We start from the raw sequence: 19,072 nt of genomic DNA on the forward strand, positions 1-19,072 counted from the left end.
AAGAAAATGGGAATCAATTTCAGGAAGGAAACGTTTCGCGACGATTTCACCTTCAGGAACAGCCCCGAGCACATCAGGCGGTTTCCGTTCCCCTTCCATGAAGACGCCTACATGTATGCGGTCAACATCGAGCCGCATGTGCCGGGGCCGAAAGGCAGCGTGCTAGAACACGGCATCGATGTCGACGAGCACTACGTCTCGGAGATGCACGACCGGGCGCTGGTGCTGGCGGAAGACCCGCTGCGCTGCCAGTCGCTGCCGCATATGACGCTGGCCGGCTGGGACCTGCTCGAACTCTTGATGACCTCCAAGGCCGAGAGCTATCCCGAGCATTTCACGCTGAACCGCGATGGCGACAAATGGCACTGGATCAACCGGCCGCTCGGCATCGACGACCGTTTCACCTTCGGCGACGTCTCCACCCTGCCCTATGGGCCGATGGAATACATCACCCGCCAGAGCCAGGGCGATTTCTGCATCCTCGACCAGCGCGACGGCAACCTCTGGATGGATGCCGGCATCGTCACCACCCAGGCCGACTGGTCGCTCGATTTCGACATCGGCATGAATTTCTTCGAATGGCACGCCCCGGTGCCGCTGGCCCATGAAAAGGGCATTTTTACCCGCGCGCTGAAATTCCTCACCAACATCCAGCAAGGCGCGCCGGCACGACGCCTGAACTGGACGATGACCATCAACCCGCGCCTCGATACCAGCCCTGAGAATTATCACAAATGGGGCACTGACCGCGCGACGGTGACGCCTGAGAATGTTGGACAAAAGGTCCATCTTCGCGTCGAGCTGCAAAGCTTCTGGCGGCTGCCGCGCTCCAACGCGCTTGTCTTCCCGATCCGCTGTTATCTGATCAAGATGGACGAGCTGGTGACCTCGCCGAAATGGGCGCGCCGCTTCCACCGCGTCCTGCGCGACCTGCCAACCGAGCTTGCCGACTACAAGGGTTTGTCGCGCTATCGGCCGACGGTGCTCGAATGGCTGTCGCAATATGACGACGGCGCAGCGACCTCGCCGGGCTTTGGGCCGGATTAAGGTTTGCAGCGCGGAGCAGCCCCTCACCCTTACCCTCTCCCCGTGAAGAACGGGGAGAGGGGGTTCTGCAACCTCGCCGCTTGTCCCTTCTCCCAGTAAATGACGGGAAGGAGGGAGTTCCAACGCTGACGCCCCCTCTCCCCGTTTCTCACGGGGAGAGGGTAAGGGTGAGGGGCAGCGCCGATTTTGCGGAATTGCCGACGACAGCAAACTCAATCGCCGCCGCTGCCCTGCGGGTAGGAGATGATCGAGAGGTAGCGCATCGGCAGCTTGGTCAGCTCTTCGGGCCCATGCGGCGCATCGGCGTCGAAGAACAGGCTGTCTCCCGGCGACATCCGGTAGAGATTGTCGCCGTGGCGATACACCACCTCGCCCTCCAGCATGTAGAGGAACTCCATGCCGTCATGCTGGAAGGTCGGAAACACGTCCGAATCTTCGCTCAACGTGATCAGATAGGGCTCGACCACGACACCGCTGGTGTTGGAGCCGACATGGCCGAGCAGCGTGTACTGATGGCCGGCGCGCGTGCCGCGGCGTTCGACATCGACGCCCTCGCCCGCCTTGACGAAGACCGCGTTGCGCTCCTGCTCGAAGCGGCGCAGGAACGCCGTCACCGGCACGCCGAGCGCCCGCGACAAGGATTGCAGTGTCGTCAGCGATGGCGAGGTGTTGCCGTTCTCGATCTTCGACAGCATGCCGAGCGAGATATTGGTGGCGGTGGCAAGGTCAGCAACCGTGATGCCCAGCTTCTTACGAAAGGCGCGAACCTCGCGGCCGATCGCCACTTCCAGCACGTTTTCGCGCGTGTCGCGCACCGCATGCGGGTTCTGCTTCAATGCTGTGTTGTGAAGATCGCCGTCGACCACTTTCAACGGCCGAACCGAAACGCCCGCGGCTGGTTTGCCGACCTGTGTCGTTGCCTGTGAAGCCTTCTTTGCCAAGCCCGCCTCCTTGCGCTGAGATTTCACTCGTAGTGAATATTTTTATTCTCAGTACGCGTTTGTGGCAAGGGTTGCAAGTTTCTTGCTTGGACCGCAGACGGGATGAAATTGGCAAATAGGTTCACGAAGACAGGCGCTTCTCATACTCCTTCTCAAGCTCCATGTAGGTCGACCAGAAGCCACGCGGCTTTCGGCCTGCCAACTGGTCTTCGAGGATACTGAGATGGGTGTGCCAGCCGCTGGCGACGCTGGTCATTTCCGGGCGATCGGCAAGCCTGCGATGCGTCAGTATCATGAGAACGTCGTTGCCCTGAGGCGACAGCTCGAAGGTCACTTCCGACATGTCCCCGCCGCTGCTCGGCCAGGTGAAGCTCAGCAAATGCGGCGGGTCGCAGGCGGTCACGTTGCCGACATTCCTGAATTCCCTGCCGTTTTCCCCGAAACGCTCCGGCGTCGTTTCATGCGAAAGCTCGGAATGCCTGAAGCGAAGCTCGACCACCCCGCCGACATGATCGGCCATCGGTCCCGCTGCCAGCCAGACGCGGCGCTTCTCCGGCTCGGTCAGATAGGCCCATATCCGCTCGATCGGCCCGGGAAACACGCGCTCCAGCCGAACCGTGTTGGGCGCGGTGACGACACCGAATTCACGCATTGACCTTCTCCTCGCCCCGGTGAACTGACCGGATCATGTTAAACCATACAGTTCAATATCCCGATTGGAACTGCATTGTCAACCATTCGGTTTAATAAGCCGGCATGGCCTTTGCCAACGCGCGCCGGCTGTAGTCGAAAAGACACTCAGGTCACGCGCTTTAACATTTGTTAATTTTTGGGTTTGCTGACGGATTCCGCTGAGTTAGATTAGACCCGAATCAGCCGGCCCGCGGGGGGCCTGGCGAACCACTCAAAGTCAGAGTTCCGGAGTGTTTTCCGGCACAAGACGCGGCAGGTTTCGCGTGGTCCCGCAAGGATTCGGCCGATGGCACCACACCGTGCCCGGTGCGAGTTTTTCGTAACAGGTGAAAGCGTTTTCAGGTTCGGCCGCTGGCGTCGCCAGAGGTCCGGGCATTCATATGGATTCCGGCCGTTTTGGACACATGACAAGTCTAGCCGCGCAGCATCAGGATACCGGAATACCCGCGGTCAAATTGACATCGCGCGGTGACCTCACCGGTTTTCTCATGCAGCTCACGGCCACCATCGGCGCCGACAGCTACATGCTGGTCGCCATCCTGCACGACCAGGACAAGAGCGATGCGCGCATCCTCGCCTCCAACTGGATCTACGACGCGATCGAACTCGCCGGGCATCAGCTGATCGCCAATCTGGCAACGAGCGCGCTCGCAGTTGCTCCCGGCATCAGGCCGCGCGGCATCGTCACAGCACACGCCCCTGCCCTGGGCAGCGTTCTCAGCGGCGAGGAAGCCAAGCTCCTTCACGTGCTCGGCCACTGCGAAATCTATGCGCTGAAACTCAATGTCGGACGCCAGCGCCTGTTCATCCTCTTTTCCGCGGCCGTTCCCGGCCAGATCGATATCGGCGCGCTGATGAAGGCGCAGGTCGAATGCTGCTACGCGCTCTCGCAGGCGCCGGCGCTGGTCGCGGCAGCCTCCATGCAGGACCCGCTTTCGGACCGCGAGCGCGAATGCCTGTTCTGGGTTTCGGAAGGCAAGACCACGGACGAGGTGGCGGTGATCCTCGGCGTCTCGTCCAACACGGTCAACAGCTACATCACCCACGCGATCCGGAAGTTCTCGGCCAGCAACCGCGCCATGGCGGTGGCGACGGCAATCAGGAGCGGCATCATTTGACACAGACAGCAGCGGCAAAAGCGGCGGACGTGCTGCTCGGTGTTAGAAGAAACCCCTTCGGCGCCAACGTACCGGGCTCGGAGACACATCCGGCCGTCACCATCCCTGACGCCGTGCGGCGTTGCCGCTGGATCGCCGTCGATATCAACGCCACCGGCTTCGGGCTGTTTCTCGTCAGCCCCTCCATGGAACGGGCGCGCCTGGTTCCGTGCTTCGATTCCGATTATCCGCGCGTATCGCTGCACACGAAATTCGTCTCCGGCAGCAACGGCGAGGATCTGGTACAGCACACCCGCGTCTCCAGCCTGCCATGCTGGTGGAGCAGCGACGCGCGCTCGGCATCGGCAACGACCCTGCCAGCGCTCGACTGGGCCGGGAGAATTTCACCCCTGGTGCCGGACAGTTCCGGCATAGCCTTCCCCGTTTACGCCGAACGCGGCCAATGCGGGCTGGTGATCTTCTACGGCACCGATATCAGTCTGCCACAGGCGCAGCTTCACGAAATCCATGCCCGCTGTTTTGCGCTCTTCAGTGCCGTCGCCGTCATGCGCCCCGGCGACAGCGGCAAGGTCCCTTCGATCTCGAAACGCGAACTGGAATGCCTGAAGCTGACCGCCAACGGCTTCACCAGCGAAGACATCGCCAAGCTGCTGAAGCTTTCGGTGCATACCGCCAACCAGTATCTCACCAACACCACGCAGAAGCTGAATGCCGTCAACCGCATGCACGCGGTGGCAAAGGCGCTGCGGATGGGGCTGATAGAGTAAGCGCTTAGCTCTCCTCAGAGACAAGCCGCGTCACCGTCTTGCGGATCCGGGATTGCTCGAGAGACGCCTCCAGAAACGCCGAGTTTTTTTCCGGGTCTTCGTCGGCCATGTCGAAGGCGATGTAATTGACCTCCACCGATGCATGGAGCGCGGTCAGCGTCAGGGCGAAATAGACCGTTGCGCCGGCCGGGCGCAATTCGAGGTCGAGCACGATGCGCGGATTTTCGGACCAGCCGACATGCGCTTCACCGCCATGGCCGAGGCGCAGTGTACCCGGCATGAAGAAAAGCTCGGCGGCTGAATCGACGATGTCTGAAATGCAGCCGAACTGTTCCAGCCTTATGAAGGCGATGTAGTCCGCCACATCGACAAGGCGCAATTCGCTCACCACCTCCTGTATGGAGTTGGCGACGATGATCTCACGCGTCGATGCATGCGGCTGCCTGATCATGAAATGCCTTTGCGCTGCGGCTTGTTGCCATAAACAATGCGAACCAGTTCGGCGACGGCCTGGTAGAATTTAGCCGGTATCACACTATCGACCGAAACTTGCTTGTACATGGAGCGGGCCAGGGCCACGTCCTCGAAGACCGGAATGCCGTGCTCCTCGGCGATCTCGCGGATTTTCAGCGCCACCAGATCCTGCCCCTTGGCAAGAACCATCGGGGCCGCGTCTTCCTCGCGGACATATCTCAGCGCGATCGAGTAGTGGGTCGGGTTGGCGATGATCAGCGTGGCGCGCGGCACCGCGTCCATCATGCGCCGTCGCGCCCTGTCTCTGCCAAGCGAGCGCAGGCGCGACTTGACGATCGGATCGCCTTCCGACTGCTTCATCTCGTCCTTGACCTCCTGCTTGGTCATGCGCAGGTCCTGCCGCCAGTGGAAGCGCGACCAGACAAGATCGACTGCCGCGATCAGCCCCATGACGAAGACGATCGAGACGATGATGTCGATGCCGATGGAGCGCATGGTCAGCGCATAGGCGGCGGGCTGCGTGATCATGCCGGAAAGCAGCAGGCGAATATCGCCGCTGAGCGTAAAGACGAGCACCAGCGTCACAAAGCCCAGCTTGCCGAGCGATTTCAGGAACTCGACGAAGCCCTGTATGCCGAACAGGCGGGTCCAGCCCTTGCTCAGCGATATGCGTTCGGCTTGCGGGCGTATGCGCTCACCCACGAATTGCGGCATGTTCTGCAATACGGAAGCGCCGACGCCCGCAACCACCAGAAGCACCATCAGGATGCCGAGAATCTTGGCAATTTCGACGAAAACCACCTGATAAAGCTCGATGACGTCAGGCGCCGTCGAAAGCGGCCAGGCTTCCGGTTTCTCCAGGAAGATCGCCAGGAACATTCCGAGTTGGCTGATGCTGTCCTGCGCGAAGAACACGGCAAAGATCAGTATGGCAACGAATGAGGCCAGAAGTCCCGTTTCCTTCGAAACGGGCAGCTTGCCCTTTTCGACGGTGTCACGGATCTTCTTCTCTGTGGCTTCTTCTGTTTTGCTTTCTTTGTCGGCGCCCTCGGACAAGGTGTCCTCTCAATGCCGGTTCAGGCAGCGTGCTGCGTCGACGGAAGCTCGAAGGCGCCCTCGAGCGACATGCGAATGGCGGTGGAAGCGACGCTTCGCCGTGCCTTCGTCACTTCGGCCGCCGAGATGCCATCGACTTCCTGGCCAAGCTCGGCCTCGATCATGCGGCGCGCACGCGCGCCGATCGAGGACAGCACCGATTCCGTGATCTCGGGTGATGCGCCGCGCAGGCACAGCGTCACCAGTTCCGTGGACAGGCCGTCGAACAGCACCACGCGCGACTTCTGCGCCAGAAGCGGAATGTCATCGAAGGAGAACAGCCGCGCGCGAATGCCGTCTAGATCGCTCACGCCGGTCTGTTCCAGATCCTGCATGACTTCATCGAGCTGCGACTTGTCCATCTCGTTGAGCAGGCTGGCGACGCGGGTCTGACCGACCGATATGTCCTTTTTCGCCCCTTCCGAGAGCACGCGCGTGCGCAACTGGTTCTCGACGATGCGGGTCGCGGCCTCGGGCACGGTCGTCATCGACATCATCCGCCGGATGATGTCGCCACGCTGCGGCTTCTCAAGCGCAAGCAGCACATTGGCCGCGACCGAAGGCGCCAGCTTGGACAGGATGACCGCCGAAGTCTGCGGATGCTCGCTGGCGAGGAATTTCCCGAGGCGTTCCGGCTCGACCTTTTCCAGGTCCGGCCAGACCGGCGGCGGACCTTGCGGGCCGGCCACCTTCTTGCCGTTACCCATGATGGCGTCCATCTCTTCGGCCGAGAGGGACTCGTTCATGATCGTGTCCATCTGGTCGCCGGAATCGAGCAGGCCCGCGCCCTCGGTGAATTCCGCCTCGAACTCCGCGACGATGCGCTCAAGATCGCCTTGCGGGATGGTGCGCAAAAGCCTTGCTGCCTCGATCAGTGCCTTCAGTTCTTCCTGCTTGAAGAATTTCAAGAGCCGGCTCGCCGACGGCTTGCCCATCGCGACCAGAATGGCAGCGGCTTTCTGCGCACGCGTCAGGTTCACAAGCGCCGTCGTCATGCGCCGGACCTCCTGCAATTGGCGAGAGCGCGTAAATTCATCACGCGGGCTTCGCCGCGGTTATGATTTCGGTGAGCTTGATGCCGAAGCGCGACGGATCGCTTTCCAGCACGGTGATTTCGCCCCGCGCGATCTTGCGGCCGTTGACGACGACATCGACCGGCTCGCCGATGCGGCGGTTGAGCGCCACGGTCGAACCCTTCTGCAAGGCCATCAGATCGGAGACGGGCATTTCGGTGCTGCCAAGCACGATCTGAACGTCGACCGGAATGTTCATGATCACGGCGGCATTCGATGCCTGCTGCTCGGCCTTGGCCTTGTCGGGCGAGCGCTTTTCCTCTTCCTGCAGAGCGCCGCGCAATTCCTCGATTGCCCGGTTGAGCTGTTCTTCCGGAATATCGACATCCGGCGCCGGGTTGGTCTGGTTCATAGCCTTCTCCAATTCAGGTCCTTCTCGAAACGACGGCGCACGTCATCCCGGCAGCAGCGTATCGATGAAGTCCTGGCCGGCATCGAAAGGATGCCTGATTCGCACGGTGTAATTCTGCCCCAATTTGCCGAATTCGCACACAAACAGTGTCTTGTTGCGCGCCGAAAGCCTTGCCTCCGACTGCGCCGTCTCGCCAAGTTCGATGATCTGTCCCGCCTGCAACATGGCAATCTCGCCAAGCGTCATTTTGGCGAGCGGCATCGTCGCCTCCAGATTGACCTCGGAGCGCATGACTTCCTCGCTGAAACGAGTACGCCATTCCGTCTCCGGCTCGGCGCTCTGCTTCACGCCGGCGTCGCCGCGATGCTTGAGAAGCACGCGCTGCGGCATGGTCAGCGACACCTTGCCGACCGTAGCGCCCATCGACACAGAAAAGACGACACGCACGGCAGGTCCGTCGCGGACGATGTGCTTCTTCAGTTCCATGCCGGTGATCGCGGCAGGCAGCGGCAGCCTGAACTCGAAGGCGCGCGGGCCGGAACCGTTGACCGCCTCGGCGATCTGCTGGAACACCATCGTCGCCACTTCCGTCTCGGTCGGCGACAATTCGCGATTGATCGGCGAAACCGGCAACTCGGGATCGCCTCCGAACAGCGCGCTGACGATGACCGCAACAGCTGACGCATCCATAGACAGGATCAGGGCATCGGGCGACGAGGTCGACGAAGCGACCGTCATCGCATGATGGCCGCTCGTCGGCCGTGCCTGCGCAAGCCGGGCCAGATCCACCGAGACGACATCGAAACTGACGGGGGTCGAAAGATTCTCGCCAAGACCCTGAATGATCGCCGGAAGCGCGCGCTCCGAAAGCGAGCGCGCCGCATCGAGGATGCGGTCGGGCTCACCGGTATCGCCGACAAGGCGTTCGACGATGAACGCGCGCGTCTCCGCTGGACTGGCTACGCTGCTCATGGCCGGCAGAATTCCTGTTCAGACGCGACCATCTATCAGGCAGCCTTCTTGGCGTCGGCGGCGGTGTTCATGGTGCTTTGCTCGACGGCATCGATCGACGGCCGGTCGTAGGACGAAATCGTCTTGCGGCCGAATTCGATCGCCACCTGCGGCAGCGAGCCGTTCATATAGGCAAGCAGCGTCTGCTTCACGATGATGTAGAGGCGGTTATTCTTCTCGCGCACGATCTTGATCTTGGTGGCGACCGGTCCGACCACCGCATAGGAGAGGAAGATGCCGAGGAAGGTGCCGACGAGCGCGGCGCCGATCAGGCCGCCCAGAATTTCCGGCGACTGGTCGAGCGCGCCCATGGCCTTCACCACGCCGAGCACCGCAGCCACGATTCCGAGCGCCGGCAGGCCATCGGCCATCGCCGTCATCGCATGATAGGGTTTGAGGCTGTCGGAGCGGATCGTCTGGATTTCCTCGTCCATCAGCGCTTCGATCTCGTGCGAACGCGCATTGCCAATGATGATGAGGCGGCAATAATCGCAGATGAAATGCGTCAGGTCATGCTTCTTGAGCACGGTCGGGAACGCCTGAAAGATCACTGATTCTTCCGGATTGTCGATATGGGCCTCGACCTCGCTGCGCGACTTGGTGCGCAGTTCGCGCATCAGACTGTGCAGTACGCCAAGCGTCTCAAGATAGTCGCGCTCCTTCGGGACTGCCTGCTTGACCGCCTCGATGCAGGCCTTGCCGGTATCCTTCACCGTCTTCATGGGGTTGGCGACGAGGAAACACCCGAGTGCCGCGCCGCCGATGATGACGAATTCCCAGGGCTGCATCAGCACGTCGATGTGCCCGCCCATGGCCATGAAGCCGCCGAGCACACAGCCCAGGGTCACCGCAAAACCGATCAGAATGCCCACTGCCCGTCCTTCCGCAAGTCGTCCAGCCTTACGCAATACCGGCTGTGCCTTGTGTGAAGCTTGAATCGCCCCTGCATTTTTCGCCGCCAACAAAAAAAGCAGATGATTCTCAGAACAGCCTGCGATTCAGCTTCGCGCAAGGAAGTTAGTTTAGCGTCCCCAGATACTTTGGGCGGAGGCTTGCCACGCGATGACGACCTATACCAGCTACCAGATCATTGCGAGCAACCTGACCAGGTCGCTCGACCGCGTCAGCAAGCAGCCTGTGGTCGATCGCGAGACCAAATATTATCTCGAGAATATCACCAAGGTGAAGACGATCGACGAGTTCGTATCGAACCCCCGATTGTTCAACTATGCGATGAAGGCGCATGGGCTGGAAGACATGACCTACGCCAAGGCGTTCATGGTCAAGGCGCTGAAGGAAGGCATCTCCGATCCGGACAGCTTCGCCAACAAGCTTAGCGACAAGCGCTACGCCGAATTCGTCCGCAGCTTCAACTTCGCCGCCCGCGGCGAGCAGACGACCACATACAACATGGCGCAGCAGTTCACCGCTGAGAACTACGCCAGCCAGATCAAGATCAACGGCGGCGATCCCGACTCCGATGCCGTGAAGGCCGAGACCACCTACTACCTGGCCAATATCGTCAAGGTGAAGTCGATCGACGAGTTCATGAAGGACGACCGGCTGCTCGGCTACGCCAAGACCGCGTTTGCCATGGACCCGGAAATCGACACCAACGATTTCCTGCGCAAGATTCTCGAGGGCGGCGTCCGCGACGAGGACAGCCTTGCCAACAAGCAGGATGAGCCTCGCTACGCCGCTTTCGCGACGGCCTTCAACTTCGAGGCTTATGGCGAGAAGGCAACGACCTATGTTGCAGCCCAGCAGCCCTCCACGGACAAATATCTCCGCCAGACTTTGGAACAGGATGCGGGCAAGCAGAATGAGGGTGTGCGCCTGGCGCTCTATTTCGAGCGCAAGGCTCCGTCCCTGACCAATTTCTACGAAGTCCTCGGCGACAAGGCGCTTGCTCAGGTGGTTCGCACAGCACTGGGCCTGCCGGATGCCTTTGCGCAGGCCGACATAGACAAGCAGGTCAAGTATTTCGAGTCGCGAATTAAGATCGAAGACCTTTCCGACCCCACAAAGCTCGGCAAGTTCATCCAGCGCTTCACCGCGCTTTGGGAAATCGAAAATCCGTCGACGTCGGCGGCCACTTCGTTGACCGTGCTGTTCAGCCAGCCGGCCGAATATGGCGTGTCGACGAATCTGCTGCTCTCCATCCAGTCAATGAAACGCTGAGGTACATATAAAGTGCAGGATGGTCTCTATGTCGCCCTCTCGTCACAGATCGCGCTGGAACGCCGGCTGAACACGATCGCCGACAACGTCGCCAACGCGTCCACCGTCGGCTTTCGTGCCACCGGCGTCAAGTTCGAGGATGTCGTCTCGGGCGTCGGCGAAAAGTCCGTGTCCTTCGCCTCGACCGGCGACACCTATCTGTCGACGCAGTCGGGATCATTCCGCGAAACCGGCAATCCCTTCGATTTTGCCATCCGCGGCGATGCCTGGTTCGGCATCGAAACGCCGGCCGGCACCATCATGACCCGTGACGGCCGCTTCACCATGCTGGAAACCGGCCAACTGGTTTCCATCGAAGGCTATCCCGTGCTCGACGCCGGCGGCGCGCCGATCCAGCTCGATCCGCGCAACGGCGCGCCGCAGGCGGGCGCCGACGGCGTGCTTCGCCAGGACGGCCAGCTCGTCGCGGCAATCGGCCTCTACGATTTCAACCCCGGCACCAACTTCCAGCGCTATGGCAATTCCGGCATCATTCCAAACGGCCAGCCTGACCCGGTGGTGGACCGCATCGATGTCGGCGTCGCACAGGGCTTCGTGGAAGATTCCAACGTCAACCCGATCCTGGAAATGACGCGGCTGATCGGCGTCCAGCGCGCCTTCGAACAGACTGCCGCCCTGATGCGCAGCTCCGGTGAGACCTTCAGCGAGGCCGTCCGCACACTCGGCTCGAAGTAGTGCGGCATAGATGACCAACGCCCAGCCGGTCGCAACCAACCCGGACCTTCAGCCTGCGCATCACGAAAACAGGCTGACGATCCTGGAGCGGAGCTATCATCGCTTCGCCGACGCGCGCACCATCGTCAAACGCGGTGGCCGGATCACCGAAGTATCGCCGACGCACTACCATGTCCGCGGCCTCTCAGGCTCGGCAAGGCTCGGCGACATCGTCGAGCATCGCGGCCAGAACGGCACGCGGCGAGGCGAGATCATCCAGATTGGCTCGCAGGACGTGCTGGTTGCGCCATTCGAACGCACCGCCGATGCCGGCGTCAACGACCTCGTTTTCAACCGCGGCCCCTTCGCCGTCGCCCCGCATGTGACCTGGCGCGGACGCGCCATCGATTCGCTCGGCCGCCCGATAGACGGCGGCCCGGCTCTGGTTGAGGGAGATATCCAGGACGCGGCCGATTCCGTGCCGCCGGCCGCCCTTTCCCGCCAGCGCGTCGAAACCTCGTTTCTCACCGGTGTTCGCGTCATCGACATCTTCACGCCGATCTGCTTCGGCCAGCGCCTCGGCATCTTCGCCGGTTCCGGCGTCGGCAAATCCACGCTGCTCGCCATGCTTGCGGGTGCGGAAGCCTTCGACACTGTCGTTGTCGCGCTCGTCGGCGAGCGCGGCCGCGAGGTGCGAGAATTCCTCGAAGACACGATTGGCCATGCCAGCATGGCCAAGACAGTGGCGGTCGTCGCCACCAGCGATGAAAGCGCCATGATGCGCCGCCGCGCCCCAGACACGGCGATGCGTGTGGCCGAGCACTTCCGCGAGCGCGGTGATCGCGTGCTTCTGGTGCTCGATTCGATCACGCGTTTTGCCCATGCGCTGCGCGAGGTCGCCATCGGCACCGGCGAGCCGCCGATCGCGCGCGGTTATCCTGCTTCCGTCTTCACCGACCTGCCCAAGCTGCTCGAACGCGCCGGTCCCGGCGTCGAGGGAACGACAGGCTCGATCACAGCGATCATCTCGGTACTGGTCGATGGCGACGACCACAACGATCCCGTGGCCGATTCCGTGCGCGGCATTCTCGACGGCCATATCGTGCTCGACCGCGCGATCGCCGAGCAGGGCCGCTACCCGGCGGTCAATCCGCTGTCATCCATTTCGCGTCTGGCCGGAAAGGCCTGGAGCAATGACGAGCGCGCGCTGGTAACCCGCCTGAAATCGATGATCTCGCGCTTCGAAGACACCCGCGACATCCGCCTGCTCGGCGCCTATCAGGCAGGTGCGGACGCCGAGCTCGACCTGGCGGTGCGTCAGGTGCCGGCGGTCTACGAAGTCCTGACCCAGTCGCCGGCCGACCCGCCCTCGCCCGATCCGCTCGCCGATCTCGCCCGCCATCTCAGAGCCAAGGAAAAGCCCGATGCAGCTCCGGGAAATTGAACACGCCCTTCGCGCCATGCTCGACGAGAGCAAGGCCAGGGAGGAACAGACCGGATGGCGGGCAGTCCGCCGGCGTCTGCGCGAGCTCAAGCAGAGCACCAGCCGCATCTTCACGAGAAGCAGAAGATGGGACGAAGAGACACGGCGCTGGTCCTGGCGGCGGCGTTTGAAACCGGCACAGGTTGAAGAAACCTTTGAACAGGTTCCCGAACATAATGAGGCCGAGGACAGGCGCTCCGGCTGGCGGCTTTTTCGGCGTAGCGCCAAGCCTGGATATTTCGAACAGCGCCGCCAGGAATTGGCGAACGCACACCGGGCCGAAAGGGAAAAGGAGGTGCTGGAGCAACTCCATCCCAACCCGCAACCCAGAAGTGCCGAGCGCGAACTGCTGGATATAATCGAGGAAAACACGCCGGAGCGGGTAACGCTCAAGGCGAGACCATCGACGCAATCGACAAGGACCGAACCGGCGCGCAACGAAATACGCAAGGTCGAGAAGGAAAAGGCCGGCTGGCGTCCGTTCCAGCGCACCAAACCTGCTGTCGACAACGCTCCAAAACCCAGGCCCGCGCCAGCCCGGGCGCCTATGCGCCCGACAGTGCCGGTGAAGGCCGTCCGCAACCCGGATCGTCGCAGCGATCTGGTTATTGCCGGCCTTGGCGTGGGGCTCGGCCTCTTCTGCGCGCTGTTTCCCTGGTATGTCTTCCTCAATCAGGAAAAGTTCGGCGTACAGGCCATGCAGTTCAGCGGCAACGGCCAGGGCACGCGCCCGGCCCGCATAGCCTTCTCTTCCCGCTATGAGACTGTAGAGGCGCCTTTCGCCGACGAGGATCTTCCGTTCGGCAAGCTGGATCCCTTCATCACCGCTTCCTTGCCAAGCGATCAGGCGCCGAGGGCGGCTGCGGCACTCGCCGAGCAGCCTTTTCCCGGTGACGAGGCGACGTTCAGCCTGGTCCATGTCGTCAACGGCCGCGCCATGATCGAGGACGAAACCGGCCTGTGGGTCGTCCAGCGCGGCTCGCAGCTGCCTGACAACAGCCGCGTCGCCAGCATCGAACTGCGCGGCAAGAAATGGGTGCTCGTCACCAGCGCCGACAAGATCGTCGAGCTTTCGCAGTAGGACCATGACCCCAAAAAGTGGTCACCGGTTTTTGGAAAAGGTCATGGTCAAGCAATAACCTCATGCTGGCCGCAAGGCCCGCGCAAGACTGGTTGCCTACAGTGTGGAAATCTGCCCGGAGATTTCTATGCAGCCTGTCAATTTGTTCAATCTCGCTTCCCAGCAATCGGACTGGCTGGCTGTCCGCCAGTCGGCGATCGCCGGCAACATCGCCAATGTGAATACGCCCGGCTACGGTACCGCCGAGATCGAGCCTTTCGAGAAGGTGCTCGACAAGCGCCGCGTCGCCATGAGCGCCACGCAGGAAGGCCATTTCGCCGGCGGCATCTCCAAGGCCGCCTATGCCGTCCGCAACGAGGACGGCAAGAACTCGGTGCTGCCTTCGGAAAACACCGTCGTGCTCGAAAACGAGCTGATGAAGGCCGGCGAAGTGCGCCGCACCTTCGAATTGAATACCGCGATCGTCAAGGCGTTCCACCGCATGATGATGCAGACCGTGAAGGGCTGACCTGGATGGACGCACTCACCGCCACGCTCAAGGTTGCAGCCTCCGGCCTCACCGCCCAGTCGGAAAGACTGCGCATCGTCTCGGAAAACCTTGCCAATGCGCAGTCGACCGGCAGCACGCCCGGCGCCGACCCCTACCAGCGCAAGACGATCATCTTCTCCGCTGAGGTCGACCGCGCCGTCGGCGCATCGACCGTGGATATCGCCGCGATCAATCGCGACCAGTCGGCTTACCCGGTCGAGTTCCTGCCCGGCCACGAGGCAGCCGACGAAAACGGCTACGTCAAGATGCCCAACGTCAATGTGCTGGTCGAAATGGCCGACATGACGGAGGCAAACCGCTCCTACGAAGCAAATCTCCAGGTCGTCAAACAGGCGCGCGACCTCATTTCCATGACCATCGACCTGATGAGAGGCAACTGATGATCACCGGCATCGGCGCAATAGGCCCGAAACTCCAGCCGAGCGGTGTCGAAAACACCATCGGCCTCTCCCCCAGCAGTCTCGGACAGACGGCCGGCACCGATATCGGCCAGTCCTTCGCCAACATGGTTTCGGAAGCCGCCAACCGCACCATCGACACGCTCAAGGGTGCCGAGAACGTATCGGTCCAGGCGCTTCAGGGCGACGCCGACATGCGCAAGGTTGCCGATGCGGTGATGACCGCCGAGCAATCTCTGCAGGCGGCTGTCGCCATCCGCGACAAGATCGTCACCGCCTATCTCGAAGTCAGCCGCATGGCGATCTGAGGACAATAGATCATGAAAGCACTCGCCATCGCCGCCACCGGCATGAACGCCCAGCAGACCAATCTGGAAGTCATCGCCAACAACATCGCCAACATCAACACGACCGGCTTCAAGCGCGCACGCGCCGAATTCTCCGACCTGCTCTATCAGGTCGACCGCATGCAGGGCGTGCCCAACCGCGCCAATGCCAATGTCGTGCCCGAAGGCGTCACGATCGGCCTCGGCGTCAAGACGTCCGCCGTGCGCAACGTCCACGTTCAGGGTGGGCTCACCAGCACCGGCAACAAGCTCGACCTCGCGCTGACCGGCACCGGCTGGTTCCAGATCGAAGGCGCCGACGGCCAGACGCTCTACAGCCGCGCCGGCTCCTTCAACACCAACGCCACCGGCCAGCTCGTCACCGTCGACGGCTTCAACGTCCAGCCGGCGATCACCGTACCTGCCGATGCCGTCGAGGTTGTCGTCAACAAGACCGGCCAGGTCTTTGCCCGCATCGACGGCCAGGCCGATCTTCAGGACCTCGGCCAGCTGACATTGGCGACCTTCGCCAACGAGGCCGGCCTAGCGCCGCTCGGCGACAATCTCTTCCAGGAAACCCCGGCCTCCGGCGCTGCCAATGTCGGCGTGCCGGGCGATCCCGGCTATGCAACGGTCGAGCAGGGTTATCTCGAGAACTCCAACGTCGATCCTGTCAAGGAAATCACCGAGCTGATCTCGGCCCAGCGCGCCTACGAGATGAACTCCAAGGTCATTCAGGCCGCCGACGAAATGGCTGCCGTGGTCTCCAAGAACATAAGGTGACGAGAATGATGCCGCGCGCATTTCACAGCCTGATTGTTGCGGCCGCCGCCGGACTGGCGCTGCTGACGGGCGCGGCTGTTTCCTTTGCCGGCGAGACGGTGACCATCCCCAATCGCGTCATCTATCCCGGCGAAACTATTCCTGCCGAAGCGCTCAAGGAAGTCACGCTCAGCCAGGGCAAGCAGCCGCCGGCTGCCGTTGCCATGGCAAGGGCCGACATCGAAGGCAAGATCGCACGCCGCACGCTGCTGCCGGGCCGGTACATCCCGCTCGCCGCGGTGCGCGACGCCTTTCTCGTCGAACAGGGTGCTGCGGTGCAGGCGCTGTTCGTCTCCGGCGTGCTCACCATCTCAGCGGCTGCCGTGACGCTTCAGCCGGGTTCGGCCGGCGACATGATCAAAGTCCGCAATCTCGACAGCGGCAAGGTGCTATCCGGCACCGTCATGGCCGATGGCTCCGTACGGGTCAGCGGCCTATGATGCGCATAATTTCACTGGTTCTGGCTTTCCTGATCGGGCTTCAGCCGGCCTTGGCCGACGGCCCCGATGGCAAGATCCCCGGCGGCGGCGTCAATGGCGCGGCCATCGACACGAACGCCCGCGTACTTGCCGCCACCGGCGGCGCGGGCGGTGCCTATGGCGACGAAGGCTATGACAATCGCGGCAGGCGCCTGCCCGGCGGCAACGGCCCGATATCGCGCATCAAGGACATCGCCCGGCTGCAGAGCGCGCGCGACAACCAGCTCGTCGGCTACGGCCTCGTCATCGGCTTGCAAGGCTCGGGCGACAGCCTGCGCAACTCGCCCTTCACCGAACAGTCTATCCGCGCCATGCTCGAAAATCTCGGTATCGCGTCCGAAGGCGGTCGCGCCCGCGCCAAGAATGTCGCCGCCGTCATCGTCACCGCCAACCTGCCGCCCTTCGTCCAGTCCGGCGCGCGCATCGATGTCAGCGTCTCGTCCATGGGCGACGCCATTTCGCTGGCGGGCGGCACGCTGATCATGACGCCGCTTAAGGCAGCCGATGGCGAAATCTACGCCGTGGCGCAAGGACCCGTCTTCATTGCCGGTTTCGAGGCGCAAGGGCAGGCCGAGCGGGTAACCCAGGGCGTTCCGACTGCCGGCCGCGTGCCGAACGGCGCCATCGTCGAACGTCAGGTGCAGGCGGCAATGGGCGACCAGTCGCTGCTCACCCTTCAGCTTCTCAACGCCGACTTCTCCACCGCCGTCCGCGTCACCGACGTCATCAACGACTATTCCCGCGCTCGCTTCGGCAAGCGCGTCGCCAGCGAGCAGGATTCGCGCACGGTCATGATCCGCAAGCCGGAGGGCATTTCGCCCGCGCGCTTCTACGCCGAGCTTGAAAATCTGGTCGTGGAATCCGATGTGCCCGCCCGCGTCGTCGTCGACGAGCGCACCGGCACGATCGTGATCGGCCAGGACGTGCGCATCTCGCGCGTCGCCATCAGCCACGGCACTCTGACGGTGCGCATCACCGAGACGCCGACCATCGTCCAGCCGGAGCCTTTCTCGCGCGGCGTCACGGCAGTAGAGCCGAACACCGCCATCGATATCTCCCAGCCGGACGCCAAGGTCGCGCTCCTCGATGGGCCCGATCTCGAAACGCTGGTTTCCGGCCTGAACCGGCTCGGCGTCAAGCCAGCTGGCATCATCGCAATCCTTCAGGGCATCAAATCCGCCGGCGCCCTGCAGGCCGATCTCGTGCTGCAATAGGTGAAGGCCGATGAGCGCTGATCCCCACTTCCTCACATGGCCCCGGCGAAACGCCGGCCGCATCCTGGCTGCCGTAGCGCTAACCACCATGCTGAGCGCGAGCGGCCCTGCCGCGACGCAGTCGATCGTCGCTGCCGCAGCACCCACGGACGGCTCCGAAACCGAAGTCGAGCGCTTCTGCTCCAACATCGCCGACGCCGCCCGCGACCGCCGCTATGCTCTCCAGGCGCAGGAACTCGAGACGCTGCAGAAGGACATCGACCAGCGCATGAAGCTGCTCGAGGAAAAGCGCGCTGAATATGAGGAATGGCTGAAGCGCCGCGACGACTTCCTGTCGAAGGCAGAAGACAACGTCGTCAAGATCTACGCCGCGATGAAGCCCGACGCTGCCGCCGAGCGGCTGGCCGAGGTCAACATCAATGTTGCCGCCGGCATCATGATGAAGCTCGATTCGCGCAAGGCCGGCGTCATCCTCAACGAAATGGACCGCAAGGCGGCCGCAGCACTTACCGGCATCATGGCGAGTGCCGCCCGCAAGGAAGACCCCTCATGATCCGATTTGCCCTCGTAGCACTGGCCGCTGCTACGGTTTCCGGCTGCGCCACCAGAGTTGAAGAAGTCGGCAAGGAGCCGGTGATGTCCCCGGTCGGGTCCGGCATCGCCGCGCAATCGGTCTATCAGTATCCCCAGCCGCCGGCCCAGCCGGTCAAGCGCTTCTCGCTGTGGGACGATCGCCAGAAGCGGCTGTTCACCGATCCGCGCGCGCTGGCACCCGGCGACATCCTCACCGTCAAGATCGAGATCAACGACCGCGCCCGCTTCAAGAACGAATCTGACCGCGACCGCAAGGTCAACCGCACGCTGGGCGCGGGCATGGACTTCGGCTGGAACGGCAGCAAGCAGGGCGGCTCTTTCGATGCCGACGTCGGCTCGAACACCTCCACCAAGGGCTCCGGCAAGACCGAGCGCTCCGAGAGCATCGAGCTTTCGGTCGCCGCCGTCGTCAGCGACGTGCTGCCCAACGGCAACCTGGTCATCAACGGTTCGCAGGAAGTGCGGGTAAACGCTGAACTGCGCATCCTGACCATCGCCGGCATCGTTCGCCCGACAGACATCGGCCCCTACAACACCATTTCCTACGAGCGCATCGCCGAGGCCCGCATCTCCTATGGCGGGCGCGGGCGCCTGACCGAGGTTCAGCAGCCGCCCTATGGCCAGCAAATCCTCGACAACGTGCTTCCATTCTAGGAAAG

The 19,072-nt window shown here is 62.4% G+C and carries 23 protein-coding genes; 15 read left to right on the plus strand and 8 right to left on the minus strand.

Going from position 1 to position 19,072, the window contains the following annotated elements; genetic code table 11:
• Window positions 1-6 precede the first annotated feature (6 nt).
• Entirely contained in the window at window positions 7-1,047 is a 1,041-nt protein-coding gene (locus tag G6N74_RS24320; protein WP_165120597.1) for a heme-dependent oxidative N-demethylase family protein, read from the plus strand.
• A 212-nt stretch (window positions 1,048-1,259) separates the two neighbouring features.
• Here G6N74_RS24320 and G6N74_RS24325 read toward each other — a convergent pair whose 3' ends face one another.
• Together G6N74_RS24325 and G6N74_RS24330 are read right to left on the minus strand one after the other, a co-directional pair.
• Window positions 1,260-1,919, minus strand: coding sequence for a helix-turn-helix domain-containing protein (locus G6N74_RS24325; protein WP_246245924.1), 660 nt, complete (start codon window positions 1,917-1,919; stop codon window positions 1,260-1,262).
• A gap of 190 nt (window positions 1,920-2,109) precedes the next feature.
• Entirely contained in the window at window positions 2,110-2,640 is a 531-nt protein-coding gene (locus G6N74_RS24330; RefSeq protein WP_165120599.1) for an SRPBCC family protein, read from the minus strand.
• A gap of 496 nt (window positions 2,641-3,136) precedes the next feature.
• On the opposite strand from G6N74_RS24330, the gene G6N74_RS24335 reads away from it, so the two are divergent.
• Together G6N74_RS24335 and G6N74_RS24340 are read left to right on the plus strand one after the other, a co-directional pair.
• Window positions 3,137-3,799, plus strand: a complete 663-nt coding sequence (locus G6N74_RS24335) for a helix-turn-helix transcriptional regulator (protein WP_246245920.1) — start codon at window positions 3,137-3,139, stop codon at window positions 3,797-3,799.
• On the plus strand, window positions 3,796-4,566 hold the full coding sequence (locus G6N74_RS24340) for a helix-turn-helix transcriptional regulator (RefSeq protein WP_165120601.1): 771 nt from the start codon (window positions 3,796-3,798) through the stop codon (window positions 4,564-4,566). Before G6N74_RS24335 ends, G6N74_RS24340 begins: the two co-directional genes overlap by 4 nt.
• A 4-nt stretch (window positions 4,567-4,570) precedes the next feature.
• Here the strand turns inward: G6N74_RS24340 and G6N74_RS24345 are convergent, their stop codons facing one another.
• The 6 genes from G6N74_RS24345 to motA are packed head-to-tail and all read right to left on the minus strand — an operon-like array spanning window position 4,571 to window position 9,443.
• Window positions 4,571-5,017, minus strand: coding sequence for a BspJ family T4SS effector nucleomodulin (locus tag G6N74_RS24345; RefSeq protein ID WP_165120602.1), 447 nt, complete (start codon window positions 5,015-5,017; stop codon window positions 4,571-4,573).
• Window positions 5,014-6,096 (minus strand): flagellar biosynthesis protein FlhB, encoded by a 1,083-nt coding sequence (gene flhB / locus G6N74_RS24350; protein ID WP_165120603.1) that lies wholly within the window; start codon window positions 6,094-6,096, stop codon window positions 5,014-5,016. The genes G6N74_RS24345 and flhB overlap by 4 nt, the downstream gene beginning before the upstream one ends.
• Window positions 6,097-6,116: 20 nt before the next feature.
• Window positions 6,117-7,130, minus strand: a complete 1,014-nt coding sequence (locus G6N74_RS24355) for a flagellar motor switch protein FliG (RefSeq protein ID WP_165120604.1) — start codon at window positions 7,128-7,130, stop codon at window positions 6,117-6,119.
• 40 nt (window positions 7,131-7,170) lie between these two features.
• Window positions 7,171-7,560: a flagellar motor switch protein FliN gene (gene fliN, locus G6N74_RS24360; protein ID WP_165120605.1), complete on the minus strand. Its 390-nt coding sequence runs from the start codon at window positions 7,558-7,560 to the stop codon at window positions 7,171-7,173.
• A 42-nt stretch (window positions 7,561-7,602) separates the two neighbouring features.
• Complete coding sequence (locus tag G6N74_RS24365; RefSeq protein ID WP_165120606.1) at window positions 7,603-8,532, minus strand: FliM/FliN family flagellar motor switch protein; 930 nt, start codon at window positions 8,530-8,532, stop codon at window positions 7,603-7,605.
• 35 nt (window positions 8,533-8,567) lie between these two features.
• The gene (motA, locus tag G6N74_RS24370) at window positions 8,568-9,443 is read right to left on the minus strand and encodes a flagellar motor stator protein MotA (RefSeq protein ID WP_165120607.1); all 876 of its coding nucleotides are present in this window, start codon (window positions 9,441-9,443) and stop codon (window positions 8,568-8,570) included.
• Window positions 9,444-9,633: 190 nt separating this feature from the next.
• Here motA and G6N74_RS24375 point away from each other — a divergent pair, with 190 nt between their 5' ends.
• From G6N74_RS24375 to flgH, 12 genes are all read left to right on the plus strand, one after another.
• Window positions 9,634-10,752 carry a DUF1217 domain-containing protein gene (locus G6N74_RS24375; protein WP_165120608.1) on the plus strand — a complete coding sequence of 373 codons (1,119 nt, stop codon included), beginning with the start codon at window positions 9,634-9,636 and terminating at the stop codon, window positions 10,750-10,752.
• Between the two features lie 12 nt (window positions 10,753-10,764).
• Complete coding sequence (gene flgF / locus G6N74_RS24380) at window positions 10,765-11,487, plus strand: flagellar basal-body rod protein FlgF (protein ID WP_165120609.1); 723 nt, start codon at window positions 10,765-10,767, stop codon at window positions 11,485-11,487.
• Between the two features lie 10 nt (window positions 11,488-11,497).
• A complete protein-coding gene (gene fliI / locus G6N74_RS24385; RefSeq protein WP_165120610.1) occupies window positions 11,498-12,910 on the plus strand; it encodes a flagellar protein export ATPase FliI in 1,413 nt (470 codons plus the stop codon).
• Window positions 12,891-14,030, plus strand: a complete 1,140-nt coding sequence (locus G6N74_RS24390) for a hypothetical protein (RefSeq protein ID WP_165120611.1) — start codon at window positions 12,891-12,893, stop codon at window positions 14,028-14,030. The genes fliI and G6N74_RS24390 overlap by 20 nt, the downstream gene beginning before the upstream one ends.
• Window positions 14,031-14,157: 127 nt before the next feature.
• A complete protein-coding gene (flgB, locus tag G6N74_RS24395; RefSeq protein ID WP_165120612.1) occupies window positions 14,158-14,538 on the plus strand; it encodes a flagellar basal body rod protein FlgB in 381 nt (126 codons plus the stop codon).
• Between the two features lie 5 nt (window positions 14,539-14,543).
• Window positions 14,544-14,960, plus strand: a complete 417-nt coding sequence (gene flgC / locus G6N74_RS24400) for a flagellar basal body rod protein FlgC (RefSeq protein ID WP_165120613.1) — start codon at window positions 14,544-14,546, stop codon at window positions 14,958-14,960.
• The gene (gene fliE, locus G6N74_RS24405) at window positions 14,960-15,286 is read left to right on the plus strand and encodes a flagellar hook-basal body complex protein FliE (RefSeq protein WP_165120614.1); all 327 of its coding nucleotides are present in this window, start codon (window positions 14,960-14,962) and stop codon (window positions 15,284-15,286) included. The genes flgC and fliE overlap by 1 nt, the downstream gene beginning before the upstream one ends.
• Before the next feature lie 12 nt (window positions 15,287-15,298).
• Window positions 15,299-16,087: a flagellar basal-body rod protein FlgG gene (flgG, locus tag G6N74_RS24410; RefSeq protein ID WP_165120615.1), complete on the plus strand. Its 789-nt coding sequence runs from the start codon at window positions 15,299-15,301 to the stop codon at window positions 16,085-16,087.
• A gap of 5 nt (window positions 16,088-16,092) precedes the next feature.
• Window positions 16,093-16,566, plus strand: coding sequence for a flagellar basal body P-ring formation chaperone FlgA (flgA, locus tag G6N74_RS24415; protein WP_165120616.1), 474 nt, complete (start codon window positions 16,093-16,095; stop codon window positions 16,564-16,566).
• On the plus strand, window positions 16,563-17,819 hold the full coding sequence (locus G6N74_RS24420; RefSeq protein ID WP_165120617.1) for a flagellar basal body P-ring protein FlgI: 1,257 nt from the start codon (window positions 16,563-16,565) through the stop codon (window positions 17,817-17,819). Before flgA ends, G6N74_RS24420 begins: the two co-directional genes overlap by 4 nt.
• A 10-nt stretch (window positions 17,820-17,829) precedes the next feature.
• Entirely contained in the window at window positions 17,830-18,372 is a 543-nt protein-coding gene (locus G6N74_RS24425; RefSeq protein ID WP_165120618.1) for a MotE family protein, read from the plus strand.
• Window positions 18,369-19,067 (plus strand): flagellar basal body L-ring protein FlgH, encoded by a 699-nt coding sequence (flgH, locus tag G6N74_RS24430; RefSeq protein ID WP_165120619.1) that lies wholly within the window; start codon window positions 18,369-18,371, stop codon window positions 19,065-19,067. Before G6N74_RS24425 ends, flgH begins: the two co-directional genes overlap by 4 nt.
• The last annotated feature ends 5 nt before the right edge of the window (window positions 19,068-19,072 follow it).

Source organism: Mesorhizobium zhangyense, from assembly GCF_011045115.1.
Classification (GTDB): Bacteria; Pseudomonadota; Alphaproteobacteria; order Rhizobiales; family Rhizobiaceae; genus Mesorhizobium_M; species Mesorhizobium_M zhangyense.

Coding starts and splice junctions, on each gene's coding strand:
- G6N74_RS24320 (WP_165120597.1), top strand. CDS start 7: ATGGGAATCAATTTCAGGAAGGAAACGTTTCGCGACGATTTCACCTTC.
- G6N74_RS24330 (WP_165120599.1), bottom strand. CDS start 2,640: ATGCGTGAATTCGGTGTCGTCACCGCGCCCAACACGGTTCGGCTGGAG.
- G6N74_RS24345 (WP_165120602.1), bottom strand. CDS start 5,017: ATGATCAGGCAGCCGCATGCATCGACGCGTGAGATCATCGTCGCCAAC.
- G6N74_RS24355 (WP_165120604.1), bottom strand. CDS start 7,130: ATGACGACGGCGCTTGTGAACCTGACGCGTGCGCAGAAAGCCGCTGCC.
- fliN (WP_165120605.1), bottom strand. CDS start 7,560: ATGAACCAGACCAACCCGGCGCCGGATGTCGATATTCCGGAAGAACAG.
- G6N74_RS24365 (WP_165120606.1), bottom strand. CDS start 8,532: ATGAGCAGCGTAGCCAGTCCAGCGGAGACGCGCGCGTTCATCGTCGAA.
- G6N74_RS24375 (WP_165120608.1), top strand. CDS start 9,634: ATGACGACCTATACCAGCTACCAGATCATTGCGAGCAACCTGACCAGG.
- fliI (WP_165120610.1), top strand. CDS start 11,498: ATGACCAACGCCCAGCCGGTCGCAACCAACCCGGACCTTCAGCCTGCG.
- G6N74_RS24390 (WP_165120611.1), top strand. CDS start 12,891: ATGCAGCTCCGGGAAATTGAACACGCCCTTCGCGCCATGCTCGACGAG.
- flgB (WP_165120612.1), top strand. CDS start 14,158: ATGCAGCCTGTCAATTTGTTCAATCTCGCTTCCCAGCAATCGGACTGG.
- flgC (WP_165120613.1), top strand. CDS start 14,544: ATGGACGCACTCACCGCCACGCTCAAGGTTGCAGCCTCCGGCCTCACC.
- fliE (WP_165120614.1), top strand. CDS start 14,960: ATGATCACCGGCATCGGCGCAATAGGCCCGAAACTCCAGCCGAGCGGT.
- flgG (WP_165120615.1), top strand. CDS start 15,299: ATGAAAGCACTCGCCATCGCCGCCACCGGCATGAACGCCCAGCAGACC.
- flgA (WP_165120616.1), top strand. CDS start 16,093: ATGATGCCGCGCGCATTTCACAGCCTGATTGTTGCGGCCGCCGCCGGA.
- G6N74_RS24420 (WP_165120617.1), top strand. CDS start 16,563: ATGATGCGCATAATTTCACTGGTTCTGGCTTTCCTGATCGGGCTTCAG.
- G6N74_RS24425 (WP_165120618.1), top strand. CDS start 17,830: ATGAGCGCTGATCCCCACTTCCTCACATGGCCCCGGCGAAACGCCGGC.
- flgH (WP_165120619.1), top strand. CDS start 18,369: ATGATCCGATTTGCCCTCGTAGCACTGGCCGCTGCTACGGTTTCCGGC.